This is a genomic window from Paenibacillus sp. DRB1-1, from assembly GCF_052119485.1.
In the GTDB taxonomy this organism is placed as follows: domain Bacteria; phylum Bacillota; class Bacilli; order Paenibacillales; family Paenibacillaceae; genus Paenibacillus; species Paenibacillus polymyxa_B.
Genome location: NZ_JBODQH010000001.1, coordinates 913,134 through 934,051 on the forward strand (window position 1 = coordinate 913,134; position 20,918 = coordinate 934,051).

General features: G+C 42.5%; 13 protein-coding genes and 1 pseudogene. 3 read left to right on the top strand and 11 right to left on the bottom strand.

The window, feature by feature from the left end:
* Nucleotides 1-2: 2 nt before the first annotated feature.
* Nucleotides 3-2,894 carry a 2-oxoglutarate dehydrogenase E1 component gene (locus ACQW03_RS04170; protein WP_441948395.1) on the bottom strand — a complete coding sequence of 964 codons (2,892 nt, stop codon included), beginning with the start codon at nucleotides 2,892-2,894 and terminating at the stop codon, nucleotides 3-5.
* 491 nt (nucleotides 2,895-3,385) lie between these two features.
* Between ACQW03_RS04170 and ACQW03_RS04175 the strand changes: the two genes are divergently transcribed.
* Nucleotides 3,386-4,657: an MFS transporter gene (locus tag ACQW03_RS04175; RefSeq protein WP_441948397.1), complete on the top strand. Its 1,272-nt coding sequence runs from the start codon at nucleotides 3,386-3,388 to the stop codon at nucleotides 4,655-4,657.
* Nucleotides 4,658-5,058: 401 nt separating this feature from the next.
* Here ACQW03_RS04175 and ACQW03_RS04180 read toward each other — a convergent pair whose 3' ends face one another.
* From ACQW03_RS04180 to ACQW03_RS04190, 3 genes are all read right to left on the bottom strand, one after another.
* The gene (locus ACQW03_RS04180; RefSeq protein WP_160789005.1) at nucleotides 5,059-5,496 is read right to left on the bottom strand and encodes a hypothetical protein; all 438 of its coding nucleotides are present in this window, start codon (nucleotides 5,494-5,496) and stop codon (nucleotides 5,059-5,061) included.
* Nucleotides 5,497-5,519: 23 nt separating this feature from the next.
* Nucleotides 5,520-11,378 (bottom strand): RHS repeat-associated core domain-containing protein, encoded by a 5,859-nt coding sequence (locus ACQW03_RS04185; RefSeq protein WP_441952299.1) that lies wholly within the window; start codon nucleotides 11,376-11,378, stop codon nucleotides 5,520-5,522.
* 79 nt (nucleotides 11,379-11,457) lie between these two features.
* Entirely contained in the window at nucleotides 11,458-13,473 is a 2,016-nt protein-coding gene (locus ACQW03_RS04190) for a fibronectin type III domain-containing protein (protein WP_220030969.1), read from the bottom strand.
* A 358-nt stretch (nucleotides 13,474-13,831) separates the two neighbouring features.
* On the opposite strand from ACQW03_RS04190, the gene ACQW03_RS04195 reads away from it, so the two are divergent.
* Complete coding sequence (locus ACQW03_RS04195; RefSeq protein WP_220030968.1) at nucleotides 13,832-14,590, top strand: DUF2087 domain-containing protein; 759 nt, start codon at nucleotides 13,832-13,834, stop codon at nucleotides 14,588-14,590.
* A gap of 33 nt (nucleotides 14,591-14,623) precedes the next feature.
* Nucleotides 14,624-14,965 carry a GIY-YIG nuclease family protein gene (locus tag ACQW03_RS04200; protein ID WP_104495054.1) on the top strand — a complete coding sequence of 114 codons (342 nt, stop codon included), beginning with the start codon at nucleotides 14,624-14,626 and terminating at the stop codon, nucleotides 14,963-14,965.
* 2 nt (nucleotides 14,966-14,967) lie between these two features.
* Here ACQW03_RS04200 and ACQW03_RS04205 read toward each other — a convergent pair whose 3' ends face one another.
* The 7 genes and pseudogenes from ACQW03_RS04205 to ACQW03_RS04235 form a co-directional block, all read right to left on the bottom strand.
* A complete protein-coding gene (locus ACQW03_RS04205) occupies nucleotides 14,968-15,528 on the bottom strand; it encodes a GNAT family N-acetyltransferase (protein WP_104495051.1) in 561 nt (186 codons plus the stop codon).
* Nucleotides 15,529-15,557: 29 nt separating this feature from the next.
* Nucleotides 15,558-16,115 carry a hypothetical protein gene (locus tag ACQW03_RS04210; RefSeq protein ID WP_023987734.1) on the bottom strand — a complete coding sequence of 186 codons (558 nt, stop codon included), beginning with the start codon at nucleotides 16,113-16,115 and terminating at the stop codon, nucleotides 15,558-15,560.
* A gap of 309 nt (nucleotides 16,116-16,424) precedes the next feature.
* Nucleotides 16,425-17,369 carry a class I SAM-dependent methyltransferase gene (locus tag ACQW03_RS04215; RefSeq protein ID WP_076293765.1) on the bottom strand — a complete coding sequence of 315 codons (945 nt, stop codon included), beginning with the start codon at nucleotides 17,367-17,369 and terminating at the stop codon, nucleotides 16,425-16,427.
* A gap of 115 nt (nucleotides 17,370-17,484) precedes the next feature.
* Nucleotides 17,485-18,696: a rhamnogalacturonan acetylesterase gene (locus tag ACQW03_RS04220; RefSeq protein WP_076293766.1), complete on the bottom strand. Its 1,212-nt coding sequence runs from the start codon at nucleotides 18,694-18,696 to the stop codon at nucleotides 17,485-17,487.
* 60 nt (nucleotides 18,697-18,756) lie between these two features.
* Nucleotides 18,757-19,239: a DUF2809 domain-containing protein gene (locus ACQW03_RS04225; RefSeq protein ID WP_441948402.1), complete on the bottom strand. Its 483-nt coding sequence runs from the start codon at nucleotides 19,237-19,239 to the stop codon at nucleotides 18,757-18,759.
* Between the two features lie 217 nt (nucleotides 19,240-19,456).
* Nucleotides 19,457-20,045, bottom strand: a pseudogene (locus tag ACQW03_RS04230) (GNAT family N-acetyltransferase).
* Entirely contained in the window at nucleotides 20,042-20,755 is a 714-nt protein-coding gene (locus ACQW03_RS04235) for an HAD family hydrolase (protein WP_220030965.1), read from the bottom strand. Before ACQW03_RS04235 ends, ACQW03_RS04230 begins: the two are co-directional and overlap by 4 nt.
* Between the last annotated feature and the right edge of the window lie 163 nt (nucleotides 20,756-20,918).

Here is a 20,918-nt window from a genome sequence, read left to right on the forward strand (position 1 = left end):
CGCTACCTCCCAAGTGTAATATTGTTTTTGGAATCCTGCTTCAACGCCGATTGAATAATTCGCTGTTGTTCTAGGCTGTGTACTTGCTGATAACCGCTGGCTGGGCTTGAACGATCTGGTCTGCCTGCGTAACGAATTTCCGCTCCCTGTGGCACTACATTCCGCAGACGAGGTTCCATGTAACTCCAAGCCCCCATATTTTTAGGTTCTTCCTGAGCCCATACGAACTCCTTAACATGCGGGAAGCGGCCGAAAATATTCCGAATTTCCTCTTCCGGGAAAGGGTATAGCTGCTCCACACGAATAATATGCAGACGCTCTTCTGCCTCATTCTTATCCTTTTCCAATGCTTCTTCGAGATCAATGGCAATCTTGCCACTGCACAGTACAATGCGCTCTACACGATCCGGACGTGCACCCAGACCAGGCTGTTCCAACACAGGACGGAAAGCTCCTTCGCTGAATTCAGAAGCAGGCGAAGCGACACGATTATTACGAATCAGGCTCTTCGGCGACATCATCACAAGCGGACGGGCTTCCTCACTTTCGCTTAATGCAGCCTGACGGCGCAGCAGATGGAAATACTGAGAGGCACTGCTCAAATTAGCGACAGTCCAGTTATTTTGTGCGGACAACTGGAGAAAACGCTCCAGACGTGCGCTCGTGTGCTCTGGTCCTTGTCCTTCGCTACCATGCGGTAACAGCATCACCAGACTCGATTTCTGTCTCCATTTGGCACGGCCCGCAGAAATGAATTGGTCAAAAATAACCTGTGCACAGTTGGCAAAATCGCCGAATTGCGCTTCCCAAATCACTAACGTTTCAGGAGAATACACGTTATAGCCGTATTCAAAGCCGAGGACAGATGCCTCAGACAATGGACTGTTATGAATACTGAACGAAGCACGTGCTTCCGGCAAAGTATGCAACGGGCAATGTGTACGGCCTGTTTCAGGCTCATGCAGCACGAGGTTACGGTGAGCAAATGTAGCTCGCTCCGCATCCTGACCTGTCATACGAATAGGCTTGCCGTCTGCGAGAATGGTGGCCAAAGCCAGCGTCTCCGCCAAGCTCCAATCTACCTTTTCTCCCTCGTTCAGAGCGGTTTTTCTACGCTGTAAAATTCGATCCAGCTTCGGATATACATGAAAAGCCTGTGGCCATTTGAGCAAGTTTTCATTGATTTGGCGCAGCTTTTTCAATTCCACTGCAGTACGTACCATAGAACTCTGATTCTTTTTCGCTTTCACAGGAGTCATTTCCGGCTCTTGTTCCGGTTGATTCTTCACATGCTCATGCGCTTCCTTCAGTCTGGTTTGGACCTTTTCAATGAGGCCGGCACTAAACGCTTCATCCACAACCCCCTGCTTCATCAGCTTTTGAGTATACAATTTGCTCACCGTCGGATGATTCTTCACCTTACGATATACCAGCGGTTGTGTTGTTTCCGGGTCATCGGATTCATTGTGACCATAACGACGGTAACCAATCAGATCAATCAGAAAATCCTTCTTGAAACGATTGCGGTATTCGCCAGCCATACGAGCAGCTGCAATACAAGCTTCGGGATTATCCGCGTTCACATGCACAATTGGAATTTCATAGCCTTTAGCCAGATCACTGGCATAACGGGTCGAGCGGGAATCGACACTTTCCGTTGTAAAACCCAGACGATTATTCACAATAATATGGACCGTGCCGCCATTACGGAAGCCACGCAAATTGGTGAAATTAAGTGATTCTGCCACGATACCTTCACCTGGGAAAGCCGCATCACCGTGCATAATAATTGTAGCTGCCTTGCTCACATCCAGCTTCGGATAACCAGCCTCACTGCGGTCTTCCTGTGCAGCTCGTGAAAATCCTTGTACCACTGGATTAACATATTCCAGGTGACTTGGGTTATTCGCCAATGTCAGACGGGCCTGCACCGCTCCCCCATCTTTTACAAAACGATCAGCACCCAGATGATATTTCACATCGCCAGTCCAGCCGTAGTTAATTCCTGTGGAACCTTCCGACGGGATCAAATCTTTATTCGGCGAATGATGAAATTCAGAGAAAATTTTACTGTAAGGCTTGCCCAGCACATGAGCCAGTACATTCAAACGGCCGCGATGCGCCATACCCATCAGGACATGACTTGCTCCTGCATTTGTGGTTAGACGAATAATCTCGTCGAGTACAGGGACAAGCACATCATTACCCTCAATCGAAAAACGTTTCTGTCCGACGAATGTTTTATGCAAAAACTCTTCGAACTGTTCTACTTCTACCAATCTGCCCAGCAACGACTTGCGTTCCTGTGTTGTAAGTGGCTTGGAGGACCAGCCAGATTCTGCATAGCTGTTCAGCCAGCGGCGTTCCTCCTCGTTGTGAATATGACTAAATTCATAGGCAATCGGTCCTGTGTATGCTACACGTAACCGTTGAATGGCTTCCCATCCGTTAAGTGTTCCCGCAGGAGCGTTATCCCATATTAAAGAGGCTGGAAAAGCCTTCAAGTCTTGTTCAGTTAAACCGTAAGATGCTGGATTAAGCAAGCGTGTATCCTGCTCTGCATCCAGTTCCAGCGGATCGATTTGGGCGGCTAAATGTCCGTATTCACGGATATTCCACACCATTTTCCCCGCTGTAACCGCTTTCTGCAATGTGTTCGAATCAAGGTGCCCCAAAGCACTTGTGGGGGGGCCTTGCAATTTGTTGTCTATCATGGAAGCAGCCGAGTATTCGGATTGTGGCGGCTCACCCCATTGATCAAACAGCTCGCGGTAAGCCGGATCAACTGTTCCGGGGTCCGCTACATACTTTTCATACTGGTCCTGCACATAACCTAGATTAGGTCCGTAATACGCCTGCCAAGGTACCTGTCTGCTGCTCTCTTCCATTGTCATCTCGTTCCCTCCGTCAAATTTTGAAATTCATAGCTGGACGGAAATCATTTTCATTTTTTTATTAAGTCTTCAATTTAAGTTGTTCACAATATGCTCACATTATATGAAATCCTTCATCAAAAGTCGAATTTCACAATTCTTATTCCTCTTCCATTGTATAAAGTTTTCTAGCTATGAGCATTTCCTTTTTCTCAACATATCCATGCGTAAATGAGATGAATCGGGCCATTGCGTAATTCCCACATTATAGACAACGATTATCGTATTAATTTTTTCAGACAACCTATTGGGATCATTGAAAGAACTAAAAAATCTATATTTTCTCAATAAGACTATAATTTACATCTGACTTCTAAAAACATGGAGTTGATACAATGCAAATTCAACTCTAATGTGACATTAAAGTCACTTTTCTGTACAAAACCTCCACTTTTCACTATTATTTTACTTAAGCATCTAAAAACCGCTTTGAAAGCGAAAGGGATGGAACTGTGACTGGATTAAAACAAGTACTCAAAAACAAGAATTATGTCAGGTTTTTTCTAGCAACCTTCGCCTCACAAATGGGAGGAATTATTGGGGTAACTGCATTCATGTTTTATTTGTTGAAACGGTTTACAAATCAGCCATACTATGCAACGATTGCCGAGTTAATGTATTCGCTCCCGATGCTAGCAGTATTTCTCGTGGTTGGCGTGCTGGCAGATCGGATGGACCGACAAAAAATTGCTGTTAATTGTGACTGGATCAGCGCTTGTTTGTCCCTATGTTTGCTTATTTTTATTTGGGTCGATTCGATTCCTTTGATATTTGCTCTTCTCTTCATCCGTAGTGCTGCCTCCAAATTTTTCTTCCCAGCTGAAAGTGCCATTATACAGGGAATATTAAGCAAAGATGATTACACCATTGCGGCGGGGCTTAATCAAATGATGGGGAGCCTTTTCATGTTATTTGGAGGAACTCTAGGAGCCCTAGTTTACTGGCATTTTGGAATTATTGGGGCCATCCTAATTGATGCTATTTCTTTTATTGTGTCTGCGCTGCTTATTCATTCCTGCAAAATTCCAAAGGAAGTGCGTCTTCCCAACGGGACACATCAATTTAAACAATTAAAATTCAAACTTGTCATGAACGATTTTAAACAAGGATTCCTCTACATATTACGCAACAGGCTATTATTTTGGTTGGTATCAGGCTTTTTTATGTTCGGCATTCTAAATGGTGGTTTTAGCGTTTTACCGATGTTTATTCTTAAATATAAGTTAGCTCCAGGTAACTATGAGCAGTATATGGTTTGGACAGGTATTATTTTTGGAGCAGGTGTGTTACTTGGTACCCTAATCGCATCCCTCATCTCCGCCAAGCTAAAACTACACCAAATGATTGCACTAGGAATTCTGGTAGCCGGAATTGGTACGTGTACAATTGGATTTGTTAGCCACCTCTATGTTTTTCTGACTATCAACTTTATCATTGCAATGATTCTCCCGTTCATTAACATTGGCATTGGAGGCTGGCTTCCTCGTATTGTAGATCCTCAAATGATGGGACGTGTGCAAGGTCTAATTAATCCTTTAATGATGCTATCCCAGTCTCTTACATTAGGTTTCGTTGCTGTAAGCTTCCCTTCATTTATTTCAATTGAAGCTCTATTTATATTAGTTGGAGTCTGTACCGTTATTGTAGGAATATACTACACTATTGTGCTTCCCCGTTATGCTGATTACAGCACTTCTTCCAAGGCTCTTCAGGAATCTTTATAGGCAAATTAAAAAAGTCATACAGCAGACCATTCCGCCAACGATTGTTGAGTTGCCACTTCTGCCTCCGAATCCAGTGCAGAGGTGGCTTCATACATTCGTTGCATACGATTAGCTCGTCAAAACCCAGTAGAAACAAAGATTAATAGGGTATGTAATATTCAAAAAAAAAACGCCCAGCAGACGCATTAGCTGCATCAGCAGGACATTTTGATTGAAATCGGAGTAGCGGGATTCGAACCCACGACCATAAAAAGAAACCACATGCAAGAGTTTACATGTGGTTAATATAGAAAACCATAATTATTATTATCTTCCTCTAATCCCTTTAGAATCTCTTACTATTTCCTTATATGGATTTAGACAAAACTTCATTCCTACTAGGCATGACAATCCATTATGGTTCATTCAATTATTTCACTTTTTTTAGCTACTATACCTGATAGTTTATTTCCTGATAACAAGTAGCTTATTCCACTTTGCGATACTTCTAGTTCTACGTTACTTTTTCTCGATAACCAGATAATATATCCATCCTCAAGTTGTTCAATGACTACATCACCATCAATTGAAGATATCTCGAAAGAAGGTGTCCCATCAATCCATTCGTCAAGATGAAAATATGTTGAAATTCCATTTTTGAAACTCTTTGGACAAATACATTCAATCTCTCCGAGTTGCCCTTTCTCATTTAGCCAAATGCAACATCCATTGCCAAGCTGGGTAGGTTTACAATCATCCGTCATATTATCTGTGACAATATTGTAGGTTTCAATAGACGGAGTGTATGTGCATGACACCCTAGAGGTACCGTGGTTTGTATCAATCTCTTTTAATAACACTACTAAAGTTCTCCTTTCACTCTTTATTTGAAACTGCCAGGTTGAACTCCAACAATCTCTTTACTTGTTGGATTGACATAGACCTTAGTACCAGTTGATGGATTAGTATATATCACGCTTCCTGGCTCACCCGGAGTTGGCTTTTTACTAAGTGCTGTTGTGATATCATCTGGCATAATATCTTTGCGACCTGACTTAAATAGCCTATTGTAAGCATGTTGATTCATTTTGAATCCTTGGCCACCGACTTCAACACCATTCTCCATCCACTTATCAAATACAGGCCGTCTGGTCGCCCTTAACTCAGCATTTCCATCTGCACTGAAAATTTTGGCTTTAGCTTGTCCTGTGCTCCTACTATTACTAGGTCCAAACATGGAACCCACAGTACCAACAAGACCAGACGACTCATAAACATATCCTGTAATATAAGCACTATAAGCCTCTAGTAGGTAACTCTTAGCCCAATCCGCCTTCTTTTTACTATTTCCATAAGGGCTTGTTTGGGTCGCTAATCCAAATAAAAATTTAAATTCATTGTTATTGTCATTATACACAGGAGCAAAAATACTACCTATTTCTTCTCTCCACAGCCAATAATCGGCCTGTTTTTTAGAATGTACGTCCTTCATAGCTAGTTCTAATTCATATTTAAACTGTTCCAATGGTCCAGTTGAAATATAATGCCCGCTAGGATCAATATAAATCAATGGATTGTTTTGGACATACGTATACAAATTTAAACTTGACGGATTATTCTGCTCTCCTTGATACGCATCCTCATTAATAAACCTTCCACTATCAGGATCATACCATCTGGCGCGAAGGTATTGTAATTCCGTTGTATCATCCCATAATTCGCCTGAATACCGGAATGGGTTGTGAACTTTTTCTTCCTTGACCTCTTCATTGCCCCAAATATCATATTGATATTGATTAAGCAAAGCTCCGGAGGAATCCCTGATTTCAATTATATCTCCGTGACCATTGTAGACGGGATAGGCTTTGGTTTGATCCGCATAGGCTATAGCCTCTAATTTGAGACCTCGAATATAATTAGCTTTTAAAGTAGGTTTTCCATTTTCAATCGTAGCCTCTGCTATAATTTGGGCACTGTTCCCATCGTAGTAGTATCGGGTATGAGCGCCATCTTGTATACGGTCTGTCAGCAATCCATCTCCATTGTATCGGTACTCTACGAGCTTTCCGTCAACCTTGACTTGAGTCAATCGGTTCTGATCGTCAAAGCTGTTCTCACGCGGCTTCGTATGAGGAGGTCTCTCCGTTTCCATCGTAAGACGATTCCCTCTGGCATCATACGAATAAGTATCCTGATTTTCGGTGGAGGTAGCAATCCGATTTAGCTTATCGTAAGTAAAGGTATCCTCTACACCATTTTGAGTACGTTTCGTAATATTCTTACCTGGATCGTAGCTATATTGAAAGCTGTTCGTTTCCGCATCAGATCGTGTGTTCTTTAATTCAACTAACTCAATCCCATTATATTTGTTTTGCTGGCGATAACCATTTGCAGATACGGTTGTGTCCAGCAATCCATTTTTGGTATAGGAATATTCCGAAACAGGCTTATCTTTTATATTGCCTACAGTTTTCAATCTGTTCAATTGATCATACGTGTAGTTTACTTGCTCGCCAAATGGTCCTGTCATTTCAGCTCGATTCCCATTAGCATCATACTGATTGGAGAGCTTTAGACCATCCGGGTAAGACAAGGTATCTAATTGCTCCGTATACGGATCATACGCATAGGATGTTGTACCCGTCTGATCTGTCATACTTAGGCGTTTGCCCGCAGCATCATATACGTAGCTGACCGTCTCATCTTTTCCTACACGCGACTTCAAGCGATTACGGCTGTCATATTCAAATGAAGTGACGTTCCCATTGCGGTCTGTTTTCTTGGATAAGTTCCCGTTGGTATCAAAATAACGCTTCTCTACCTGGTTTTTCTCATCCTTGGTTTGAATCACTCTACCCAATTCATCATACGCCTTCACCTTGGCATGACCATCCGGATATGTGATCTGAGTGAGATTCCCCAGCATATCATAAGTGTACTTCGTCGTTTCACCGTTTGGCTCCGTCACAGATGTTTGGTCACCCAAGGCATTATATGAAAATTGAGTCTCATTACCATTGACATCGGTTTGTTTTAAAATCTGATCGTTTACAGCATCATACTCTACTTTGGAAGTTATTTTCTCAATACCGTCCATTGCTGATTTTTCCTTGTTTTGCACCAGACGATTCCATTTATCGTAAATTTGAATTTGTTCATTAAGCTCGCCATCTCGTTGAGTTACTTGACGAAGAGCATCATTATACTCGACTACTGCTTGTGATCCGTCCGCGTAGGCTGTTGACGTTGTACGGCTCCAAGCGTCATAGCCATAACGTGTCAGGTGCCCAAGCGCATCTTCACTGGATACTAATCTGCCATTAGCGTCATAAGCTGATTTGGACTTAATCACGTAATCGTTACCTTCATACAGCCCTGACTCGATATTCCAACCCAAAGCATTGTAACGTGTTTTTGTTCGTATCCCCAGCTCATTCGTAACCGTTACGGTGTTCTCAAGATCATCGTAGGCAACACGGATACTTTTACCGTCCGGATAGGTTACAGCCTTTACGCGATCAAGAGCATCGTATTGATACCCAGTTTTCTGACCTTTCCCATCCAGCGAGGAAGTTATTAAACCAGTTGACTTATCATACTCTGACTGAATGGTTACAATAGATTTTTCTCCATCAATATTTGTAACCCCTACAGTTTGTTGCGTAGGAAAAGCATAATCGTAGGCTGGGCTGTAATCCGTTGTTGTGGTCACGGACTTGTTACCATTTGCAATCGTCTGAATCTTTGTATTTCCGTAAGCATCGTAAACTGCGTGATTTACTTTTTGTAGTAATTCTCCCCCGGAATGATCCTTGTAGACGCTGACCTGCGTTACTTTCCCCTGTGGATTTCGAATGTACTCTGTAACTCCAGTGCTGTTGGAATCAATCGGTTCCGTAACTGTTTTAATCCTATGCTTGTCGTCATACGTGTACGCAGTTTGTGAACCTTTTTCATCCACTGAGCTTGTCATATTGCCGTAATCATCATACTCAACGGCCGTTGTCAAAACGTCTCCATTTTGATTATTGCTGGACGAAGTGCGGGTTGGAACAGGTACCGTATAGGCTTTGCCTGTCACCTGCTTGCCGTATTGATAAGCTGTACTCTTTTCAGAATCTCCTGCTTTAACCACAGATTGATCCAGATAATACTGTGGTGGCGTGCCTGCACTAATAAACTTTTTAGTATAATTGAAGGTCGAGCGAACTAATCCATTGTCAGTTACAGTAGAGAACGAATTATCTTTCACATAGCTCTCAGCCATATCAGAATTATAATGAATCGTTTCCTGATTATAGTTTTCCGTTCGATTATTTTGATATGTGATTTGATCTACACGTGAGACCGCTCTATATGCCTCGTTTACCGAATTGGAGCCAATATAGCGTTTTACTGGCTGGTCTTCGTAAGTATACAAAGTAGAGGCTCCTGTAGGATGAAAGACTTTGGTTAACAAAGCGTACGGATTAGAGATTTGTCTTTCTGGATGTGACGCACTCAAATTAAACTTGGCCGGTGCTAGTGTATAGGAATATGTCGTTTTTCTGCCTGCAGCATCTGTCACTGAATCCAGTAATTCAACACCTTGTTCTGTATGTTTATGATAAACAACTGTACGGTTTCCTTTAGACAAAGTAACGTCTGTAGCCGTATATTGAATATCAATCGAGTTGCCGATCGCATCTTCTACCTTACTAAGCAATTTGCGTTTATAAGTAGCATTGAGTTCATAATTGAACTTTATCGTGTTATGATATGCATCTTCAATTTGTAGCAACTGCCCGTCTTTGGAGAAATATTGTTTTTTCGTTCCATCAACAGAAGTTAATACATAGGCTGAATTTTCTCCGTTAACTGTTACTGAAGTATCAGGAGCAAAGCTCAGTCCTTTCCAGTCGTAACCTTTGAGCTGGTCGCCCTCAATTTCATAGCTGCCACCATCCCCCAAGTGTACGTACTGCTTGCCTTCTTTAGTTTCTACATAAGGTAAATTCCATGACCACCCCTTGCCAAGAGGGCTCAATTGATCTTCCATAGCAGGATAGGTACGGTTTTGAAAAATAAATGAAGGTTGATAGGCTACAATCTCAGCAAAGACGGTAGCGTCCGCATCTGCTGCAATATAATATTTATTCCCATCGTCACTCGGAATTTCAGTCTGAGGATTGCTGTTAATTAAATCCCGGTAATGTTCAGCCTCAGCAATAGTTGTAAATAGTGCTGTCTGTCGGCGAACAGCCGTTTCGAGACCCTCTGAGACAATCGTTTCAATTTGCGGCGATCCTTCCATGGTAAAGGCTGTTCTTGTCCTTCCACCTTTTCCATTACTTGTCCACTCGCTATAACCAATATCGCTTGTATAACCGGGCTTAGTAACGGTTCCGCTATAATCTTGTCTCCATTCTCGGGTATCAGCAGTTCCTTTATTGTATACTGTTCCTGAATAATACGCTGTTCCGTACTCGCTACACATGATTCTACCAGGAGAAAAGCTAGGACATCTTTGAGGAACAATCATACCTGTTAAGGATAAATCCCCCTCATATGAATCCCTATCGTAATGCATTTTTGAGTCTCCACATGCCGAACCACTTGGATAATTCCGTGTTATATTTCCAGTGCTATCATAAAAGAACGTATTCATAACACTACATTGTTCTCCGAATACATTTTTAAAACTAGGACCTGTATAAGATCCCTTAATGACTCTGGCTTGTCCATCTTTGTTTAAGGTTCCCGTAAATCCATCTTTGCTGTACTTTATTGAATCAGGAAAAGCCTTCTCCCATTTTCCCGTTTGAGAGTCCTTTTCTACTCTGGATTCTGGAGCTGTAGTATAGGTTATTTTTTGTCCTGCTGCTTGACTAGCAGCTTCATAGGTTGTGTATGTGCCTATAACTTTTGTTTCCGGCTGAAGATTATAGGTATTCACATCAACATTCCCATCACCGTCTGTGTCCTCTTGCATCCATCTTTTTTGCTGATAGGCTACCTTGTACGACTTGGTAACAGGTTTCATCATCGCCTTAAAGTAGACATAGTAATTTTGCACAGCAGCACTGTTATCAACAATTTCAGCGCCTTTGTCAAAAAATTGAGCACGATTAGTATCATATTGACGCGTCAAAGAAAAACCCAGTCCGTTTCGTCCAGGCAGCGTTAAATCTGTATTTTGCAGCGATAAGCTGCCTGATAGAGTGGATATCGATTCTTTATCATCGCCAACAGAATAAGGAGCCTCATTAAATGAAGATTTATTGTAAACAGGCGCTTCCTCTCTAATAGGTGGAAGCTGCGGCACATTCGCCATGAGACTTTGTTTGAGGAAATCCGTCTGATATACATCTTCGGTGACTTTGTTCGCAGGATTCGTAGGATCAGGATTAACTGTTGGATAAACATCATCTGTAACACTATGAGAAATCAGGTTATCTAGTGGAGCATCCGATAGCTTATTATATACGTCACTTGTTACAGTCTGTGATTGGTTTTCCTCTGAAGGAAATAACAAAGCTACTGCCTGATCGTAGCTTATATGATCCTGTTCAGCCATATATAACGCTGTATAAATTTGATTTAATGAATAACCTTTCTTTAATTGTTCCGAAAGAAAAGATGATGTGACTCCAAATCGGGCAGCCATTTGATCCGCCGAATATTGCGAATTGTCCTTCCCTGCACCGAATACATTTGGAGGAACAAGGCCGCTAATTGTGCCAAAAATAAATGTAATAATCATGATTATCGCTATATGACGTCTTACTGTTCTAAATCGCAAGTTCTTCTCTCCATTCCCGACTTTAAATTAAATTACTCATTTATTTGGAGCTGCTCACTTTTATAATCTGTATCAGGTTACCATTAGAGTCATATTGATATTGGAAAACAACCTGACCATCCTGTTCAATATGCTCAAGCCTTCCATTAGCGTCATAAATATATTTACATTTTCTGGATAAGCCACTTTTGACACTATTGCTAAACTCCGAATAGTTTCCAGCCGCATCCTTGGCTTTTAATGCGAACATATATATCTTTTGAGGTTCTAATGAGTCTACATGAAAGGTTAAATCCTTAGTAGTGCCTATCATTTGACCATTACGATAAACATCGTAGCCAACGACCCCAACATCATCGGTAGATGCTTCCCATGTTAAAACAATGCTATTCGGCGTAGGTCTGGAGCCTGCTAATTTCTTAGGTTTGGAAGGACTTGTTATATCCTTAGGCAAATCATCAATAGCTGGTATATGATCTAATCGGTCGTTAAGCTGTTGTTTGTCTGCATCATTGAGATTTATTACTAGAGCTCGGGCCATATTAATCTCAGTTTGTAATTTTGAAGCTTCTGCTTTTTCAACTGCCTGCGTAGCTGTCGTTAGCTGTTCAGCATAGGCAGCTTTTGCATCAATGATTTTCTGTAATGCTACTACCCTTTCAACAAGCTTGCCCTTGTCCGGATCACGAAGTTTGTTTATTAACTCTACAGCTGCATTTACATCATTTTGTAATTGGGTTGTCTCGGCTTGCACTACCGTTGCTGTAGCTTTGGCCAATTGTTCTATATATTTGGTATCCAAAACTTTTACAACAAAATTCTGCGTTATAGACTTACCTAATGGGTCTGTAGCTATTACCGTTATTGTGGATTCTCCCGAGCTTTGGGGTTGCAAATTCAGTATTGAGGTACTTCCCTTTGAGTCCTTGACCAATTGATGGGTGACTACGGCTGAGTTGGAATTCGTACACGAATATTGAAGTTGCTGATGGTCAGGGTCTGTAAAATATTCGGATACATCTTTAATTAAGACTCCCTCATCCATTTCAATCGTGGTAGCTGGAATGCTCTTAACCAGTACTGGCGCTCTATTAATCAAATTCAGGACCGATTCCGTGACTTGCGAAATATTTCCGGCACTATCTGTTGCGCGTGCCTGTATGCGCGTTCCATACTCATTGACATCAATGGGAGAGTTATACACCTTCCATTCGCTTTGATTGACACGGTATTCCCTTGTCGCTGCATCAGTAGGATAGTTGATTGTCACTCTGATATTATTTGCTACTTCATTCGGAGGGCTATTACTAAATGACGGTGGGGCAGGTGGTGTTTTATCAATGTTGCTAATCACCAATGAATTCACAGTGCTGAGGTTTCCGTATTTATCTGTACAACGAGCAAAAATAGTAGTGTTTTCAGACACCTGAAATGGATTACTATATGGAGTCCACGTACCATTCACACCGATTTTATACTCGCTTTTAGAATTGGCAGGCACTCCATCCAATTGGATAAGAACATTTTGATTCGTCATCCCTGTAATATTGGAACTTATGTGTGGACTGGCTGGAGTGGTTAAGACAATTCCTGAGTATGTAAAAGTTCCTGAGGATTTGGATCCATTCCACTCATTTATATAAAAGTAATTTACCGTTATAGCATTGGAAGATACCGAGACATTGTAAAATTTAACCGATAATGCAGCCCCAAGATTTTTGGAATAAACGACTACATTGTTTCGAATGAAATTGATATAAGGGGAACTTGCCTGCACATGTACAATCGAACCATCCGACAACGTTACAGTTTCATGTGTAGACGATGGTTCTGAAGGCGTTGGCTTTTCTTCAGGAGGCCCAATTGATCCTCCTCTGTCTGGTGGTGGATACAGATCTGGTATTCCACCCGTAAATGCTGCTGACACTACTGCTTGAGGAAACACAGCTACGCTCCACGGAGATAAAAAAACAAATAAGCAAAGCATGATTAAAAAGAATTGTTTAGCATTCTTTCCTTTCCCTCGCTGCCTCATTTCGTTTAAAAAAAATTTCATTTTTAAAATCATCCTCCTGCATATAGTGGTAATGCCTAGTTAGAAGAATACTAAAATTAAAAATAATTTATAATTCAATCATATTTGGCCCTCTTTCAGAAAAATGTATTTTGATTTACATATGATAACAATGTCGTATTAAATTTGTATATAGCGAAGATTGTCGAAATAAAGGAAAATATATAAATATTTTTAAATTGCCATAAATTATGTTTAAAACAATAACATCCTTTTTTAAACATTATATGAATTTGAATATCCAGTATACTTTTAGAATCCTCCCACTCATTGATTTAAAATAAACAAAATGTTATATTGTCTATAAAATAATCATCATTTAATTGAGGTGTTTGCTAAAATGGATCATTCCGAACTGTTCTGGAATGCTGGTATCGAAGAACTGAAGCGTGGATATATTCGCCAAGGAGAGCAGGTAATTTGCCTGTTGGACGGACAGCGATATGAGCAAGGCATTATATATCAGGATCAAGGGGTATTTTATGATGCCGAGAGGTACATGCGCCTTCATATTGAGCGGACGTATGGTTCAGTCTTTGACTATTTGATCGGCCTGGACAAAAAGTTAACCGGACTGACAGATCATCAGAATCGATTGCTCCAATTATTTTATCAAGGCATGGGCGATGCGGATATTCAAAAGGAAACCGGAATCGGTAGCGCATCCACCATACGCAATCATCGCTTTGGTCTCAAAGAAAAAGAACGGCAAGCCAAGGTATTTCTCACATTAATGGAGCTGCTAAAGGAGAAAGACCGTCACGCTCCCACCATTGTAGAAGTACCCATAGGAGCACGGATGGTGGACGAACGCTACAACATTACGGAAGACGAAAGGCAAAAAGTACTCACGAAGTATTTTCCGAATGGGACAGACGGACGCCTAAAGACCTTTAAAATGCAAGAAAAGCACAAGCTGATTGTGCTGCGTGAAATTTCGGGCCGTTTTGTGAAGGGACAAATATATCATGAGAAGGATATCAATGCGATTTTACAGGAAGTGTATGACGATTATGTCACGGTGCGAAGATATATGATTGAATATAGTCTATTGGATCGCAAGCCGGATGGCAGTGAATATTGGTTGAAGGAATCTTGAATCTCAACGTTTATACAATAGGAGGATTCGACAATGAATCGAAGAAAAGAACTGGTGCAGCAGTACATGGAGATTAAAACGGAAGCAGGAATCTATTGCATTCGCAATACACGTAATGGGAAAATTTTCGTCTCTTCCACACCGAATTTAAAGTCGCTGAATGGACGGCGTTTTGAGCTGAACATGGGTGGATTTAAGAACAAACAACTACAACAGGAATGGAATGAATACGGCGAAGATTCGTTTGAATTTGAAGTGCTGGACGTTTTGAAGAAAAAGGACTCCGTGTTCTTTGATGTCAAAGATGCACTAGCAAAGCTGGAGCAGACCTGGCTTGATCGACTCCAGCCTTACGGGGACAAAGGGTATTTGTAAACTTACCGATCCACAGGATGCTCTTCCCGAAGGTATCCAAAAATAACAGCGTCGACAAATTGACCTTTTTCATAAAAATAGTCTCTCAAGTGACCTTCTTTAGTAAAGCCACTTTTGAGCAGCAGCCGTTTGGAGCCTTCGTTATCTGGATCAATGAAGGCTTCTATACGGTGAACATGCGGCAAATGAAAGCCATAATCCACGACCACCTTCATCGCCTCTGTCATCAAACCTTGCCGCCAATATTCCGGTGCCAGCTCGTAGCCGATTTCAATACGGGAGTGCTTCTTCTGCCAGTTATGAAATCCAATTGTACCCACGATCCGCCCAGGAGCTTCTTTTAACGTAATCCCCCAACGAAAGCCCTCTTGCTTCTCATATCTGGTTAGCATCGAACGAATAAATTTTTCGGCTTGCTCTACCTCTGTAAAGCTTTCCAAGTCATAATATTGTGTGACCTCATCCTTGGAGAAATAGCCGAACACATCCTCCGCATCCCCTACTGTAAGCTGTCTTAAACGAAGCCTATCGGTTTCTAAAATCGGAAACGTTTCCATTGACATTATCCATCTCCTCCTTTACATCGAAGAACCTACCTTATCAGCCACCAGCCAATCCCAACCATCACTCCATTTATGAAGAATAATACAATACATGCTCTCCACTTGTTGCTTTCACTTGTTTGAAAAAAAACAGTCACTTTACTACGACACATGAACAACGTAAACAACAAATTCCAAATAATACGCATACCATATTTTACATAGTATAGAGCAGGGTTTAGCTGTACACCGCCCAACGTTGGAGGGACATCCGGAATAAACAGAATTGCACACGTATAACGCATGGTCTCATATGTAAAATAAAATACTGCCAGCCACCAAGCCCACTTCTTACCAAATAACATGCCGACACCGGCAGTCGTCCCTGCCAAACCGAGTAACGCGATAAACCCTTGAAACATGCCCCTACAAATGCCTACTAACGTAGAAGCCTCATTTAATGCATTAAGCGTCAATAGCTGGGTCACCAACAGAAGTGCTCCATTAAAGATCAATAAAATGGCTGAAATGCTTACACCTAAAGGTCGTTCGAAAACCACGTTCGTTACATAATCTTCTACTTCTTTTTTCGTATACAGATCTGACACTTCTTCTACTCTCCTAACCCAAATTATATATATCCATTTTCGGGCGGGTATAATAACAGTATGTTCTCGCCTCATTCCCATATATCGGCTTTTAGGAAAATATGGTTTAATCTTTCCTGAAAATTCCGTTATCCGTAGGCTAATCATTATTATTTAGTGCAGCCATGCTGCTAATGATCATCCTATAATGGTGTCAAATTATCATCATGAGAATCTCTATCATTAACTGAATCCCAAATAGAGTAATATCTATCCTTATACTACCATTCCAAGAATGAATCTGACAAATGAATGGACTACTACTCGCGCTTATGAATGAATACGCGTTATTTTCGTGGCCCTGTAACCTTCAGATGACTGGATATACTCTACTTGATAACCCATTCGAGCATCCAAAAGCTCTTCCATAAATGGAAGGCACGGACTGTAAATAAAACTCCCTCCTGGCCGAATGGCTCTAAGCAATTCCATATATTTGCGAGCGTACTCATGAATATTACCATCTGCCTTCAGATGATGATGTATAAAATGATTGGAGAATGCCATATGTGAAATGATCGTCCCCCATGCACTTTCTCCAAAGGTGGTCTCTAACCAATCTCCTCGAGTGATACAACCTTCTGTTTCAGCCAACCGATCTGTTCCGTAAGCCTCAATTCCACAGGCACGTAAATAAGTAACCAACCGCGCCTCAGATCCGCAACCAACGTCTAGAACAGGCTCTTGCACACGAGCAATGTCCAATCCTAGCAGATTGGCTTGCAGCTCCGGCGTATATTCCTCACAAGGTATCCAAAAGGTATACTCACACTCTGCATACTTAGCAAACATTTCACGTCCATTGGTACGAATTAAAAAATCCCTCAAATGCCCGTAATGCTGCTGGAGCAGCAAGTCCAGGGTTGCTCTATCTATAAATTTCTTCTGGAACAGTTTTTCAATCCGAGTAAAGAGTCGATCATAAAGCTCCGTAAGCTCCCTCGCATGATCTGTGTGAAAATGTAGATACTGATTGGTATTTACAAACTGGGACAGTATTTTAGCCGCTACATCCTTCACAAAAGCGTTATACATATGCTGGCGCTTCATGCTTTGAAGCATGAGAATCAGTTCTGAGCTTCTCTGCGTCAGCCAGTACGTCATTTCTGATGAAGGTCCTAACAGAACAGAACCCTCGCGCATATAAAATAAACTCCGATGCTGATTGTACAGGAGTTGACCGTTAATAAGATTATGAAGTTGAGCGACTGCCATTCTCGCTTCCTCCTTAAGATCCAGAACATTAAAGCCCTACCCAAGCCTAAACAATGTTATCTTTGGGTAGGGCCAGCTTATTTACTAAGTATACCATGGCTATGGAAATCGTGTTTTATTGCGAATCCTCCGTCTGTACATAAGAGGATAAAGGAATATTCAGCTCACGGATCCCCTGGGCTACCAGACGAGCTATTTGCTCCGCACCGTATTCCTGAAAATGTGTATCATCCTTCACTCCATCAGGAAATGCAGGATACACCCCTGGCTCCAAGTGTAAAAATAACGGGAGTGTTCCTTCCAGACCAAGTGTATCATAGTACGCTACACTCAAGCGGCTAAGATCGACCAGCGCAACATCTGTCTCCGATGCTGTTTCCTTCATGGCCTGCACATATTCCGGGAAACTAATCCGAAACGAGGCACTTGCCGCATCATAATCCCGGCGGCCAACAGGAGTAATTAGCACAGGTGTTGCACCGCGTTGGATGGCTCCTTGGATGTAGGTTTTTAAGTAAACTTTGTAATCCGCGGGTGAAACATAACGCTCTTGGTTGTTGATCGCGGCATCATTATGCCCAAACTGTATGAGCAGATAATCTCCTGGACGGATATTGCGTAAAATATCATCTAACCGCCCTTGTACCAGAAAGGTTTTCGTGCTTCGTCCACCAATAGAACGGTTCACAAAAATAGGCTCATCAGTGAAGAACGGAGCAATCTTTTGCCCCCAGCCCGCCTGAGGCTTCATCGCGGATTTATAGGTTTGAACCGTAGAATCTCCCGCAAGGTATACCGAAGGGTGTTCTCCAGCCGTTCGAGCATCCTTTGGAGTAATAACCAAAGCGTTAATCTTCGCTTCATTACCTGAGAAATACAATTCGAGCTGACCATCGATGAGTGCAAGTTCAAATCCAGCCTCGACAAATTGTCCTGCTGTTTTGGCAGTAGGTTCTACCTTGACGATGGACTCGGCTTTAACCGTGATGTCTGTGTTTCCGGCAGTATCTCCGGCAATGAGGGAAAGCGTGTAATCCGCAGGTGGTAAATTGACAACAAATGTTGATCCTTGAACACGAACAAAATCTGAGCGTATAGCATCACTTCCACCACGATCCTCTTCATTCACTTTGGAAAGATCGGTAAATCCATAGCCTCGCTCAGGAGTGTAAGCATCCTTGGCAGTGACTTGGGTGTAGCCGTCAGCTACGTTCCCAGGGCCAAAGTCAAATCGAAGAGGCGCCGCAAGCTGTCTTTCGGCCAGTGCCTGCCCTGGGATAAGTATGGTTGCAAACAACAAGCTGAACCCTGCGCATAATCCAATCATCTTACCGAACAACCTGTGACGCTTTCCCTTTTGTTTCAAGCGCAACCCTCGCTTTTCAGGTTATTTGAGTGGTTTGTCATTGTCTATACGTGTATTGATCCCCGCCAGCTTTTGACAGCCTTGGTCCAGCGCCCAGGATACCACAATGCCAACTGTGTACCTGATCAGATCCGCGGTCAGGAACCCTTTCCCAAGCACCAAGCCGCCCAGCGTCGTTGCCCGAATATGGTTAATCCAGGGAGCCTGGTACATCTGGCTGAACTCAATGGCGAAGCAAAACAGTAAGCTGCCCCACAGGGCTACAGACAATTGACGATTCACCCACAACATTCTCAGCCCAAAATAAATCATGCACGCCCACAAGGCATCCCCAGAGTGATCAGCAACGAATTCAGGCAACCGGGAGGAGTAAACCCGGCTTCCCAAACCCAACAAAATCGTGACCAGCACAGCAATTAGGTACGCAGCGCGAGCCTTCCAGCGGAATTCCGCCTTTATTTCCCGATTGGCCTTCCTGATGACGCTCTTACGAACGCTCCTCATGCTAAATCACCTGTCCTAATGCTAGGACATCTCCGCCAAGCTACTGGAAATTCGTAAAGCATCCTCTCTTGGATAGCGCTTGCAAGATTGCTTTTGCTGATGTCATATTGTATGCACACCAGCTTGTCTGTATTTTTCATAATATAATTAATCATAATAAGCCTCCGTAATATCGTACAAACGTATCAGCAACTTCCAAACTGTTCGTGTGAGGATACTAAAATTCAATACCACGCACCTTGGCAAAAACCATTTGGTGTACCATGCTTCCCTCTTCATCATACTCGACGTTTCTTAAAATCCCCTCCAGTGTAAAACCTGCACGTTCCGCTACCTTGGCGCTGCGCGTGTTTCTGGAATCACAACGAAATCTCCACCCGATTGGCATGCAAATGCTGTATGGCAAAATCCGTAATACCGTGCACGGCCTCTGTTATAATGCCTTTTCCGGTCCATGATGTTCTGAGCCAATACCCAATTTCAAATCTTCGTGCATCCCAATCAATACGATGCAGACCGCTGCTGGCTACAAATTCTCCCGAAACCGTATCAAATATATACAACATCATATCAGACCGATCCAGAAATTTAAGTCTGGCTTGGCGTGAACGGATTTCAGATTCCTCTGCCGTAGGAAGATTTCTTGCAAACGGAAGCCAAGGCCGCAGTTCATTCGTACTCTCTCGTATCGCCTCATTGACTGCCGCCCCATCCCCCCATTGCGGAGCGCGTATGGTCAATCGTGCCGTCTGGAATTGGTCAGGGAACGATAAGAGAATGGGATTCGGTTGCTGCTCCATACTCATGATGCCCCCTCCTCCTTATTCGTTGAATAACTGCGACGATCCAGCCAACCTGTGATTTCACGCAAACTCCCAATCTGATAGTCCGGTACAATGCCCGTTTCCTGCCACGTCATAAAGCCTTCGAGCCAGATGGTATGCAATCCTGCACTTTGTGCACCACGAATATCATTTGTCGGGTGATCGCCTACATAACAGGCATGGCCGGAATCGACAATGTCCAGCTCATTCAGAGCCAACTCGAAAATTCGAGGATTAGGCTTCTGGATGTTGACGCCGCCCGATACGATAATAGAATCCACATAGTCCCTCAGCATAACTCGGTCGATTTTCGCTTGCTGTGTACGGAGTGAGCCGTTGGTAATAATACCAAGCTTCAAGCCACGCGACCGCAGTTCGGACAGCACTTCCTTGGCCCCGTCCATCAACACCGTAAACTTATGAAATTCACCATACCAAAAGCCCAGCATCTCTTCTACTGACGTATCGGGATTTTTCAGTTCCAAGTCTGCATGCAGCTCGGTATACAGTTCCCTCTTATCCCGGTACCCGTCCTGATCCGCCAAACGTATCCGTTCAACGACAGCCGCGCGGCTCGCCGGTTCTTCTGCCACAATAAATCGTTCTATAAAGCGCTCTGTATATGCCGCAAACGCCTGTTTACGATGAATAAGAGTATTATCCAGATCAAAAATAATCGCTTCTATGGACATAAATAGCTCCCTTCCTTCATCCTCTTGCACCGATTAGGTTGAAACAAATTGAATAATTCCTATTAGAAATAAAAGAAAAAAAATAGACAAGAAAATAATGATCATGTACTTCAAGATTCTCTTGGAGGTCGACTTTTGTTCCAGTTGTGTCTCGATCTGAGTC

Coding starts and splice junctions, on each gene's coding strand:
- ACQW03_RS04170 (WP_441948395.1), bottom strand. CDS start 2,894: ATGACAATGGAAGAGAGCAGCAGACAGGTACCTTGGCAGGCGTATTAC.
- ACQW03_RS04185 (WP_441952299.1), bottom strand. CDS start 11,378: ATGATTATTACATTTATTTTTGGCACAATTAGCGGCCTTGTTCCTCCA.
- ACQW03_RS04190 (WP_220030969.1), bottom strand. CDS start 13,473: ATGAAATTTTTTTTAAACGAAATGAGGCAGCGAGGGAAAGGAAAGAAT.
- ACQW03_RS04195 (WP_220030968.1), top strand. CDS start 13,832: ATGGATCATTCCGAACTGTTCTGGAATGCTGGTATCGAAGAACTGAAG.
- ACQW03_RS04200 (WP_104495054.1), top strand. CDS start 14,624: ATGAATCGAAGAAAAGAACTGGTGCAGCAGTACATGGAGATTAAAACG.
- ACQW03_RS04205 (WP_104495051.1), bottom strand. CDS start 15,528: ATGTCAATGGAAACGTTTCCGATTTTAGAAACCGATAGGCTTCGTTTA.
- ACQW03_RS04215 (WP_076293765.1), bottom strand. CDS start 17,369: ATGGCAGTCGCTCAACTTCATAATCTTATTAACGGTCAACTCCTGTAC.
- ACQW03_RS04220 (WP_076293766.1), bottom strand. CDS start 18,696: ATGATTGGATTATGCGCAGGGTTCAGCTTGTTGTTTGCAACCATACTT.
- ACQW03_RS04225 (WP_441948402.1), bottom strand. CDS start 19,239: ATGAGGAGCGTTCGTAAGAGCGTCATCAGGAAGGCCAATCGGGAAATA.
- ACQW03_RS04235 (WP_220030965.1), bottom strand. CDS start 20,755: ATGTCCATAGAAGCGATTATTTTTGATCTGGATAATACTCTTATTCAT.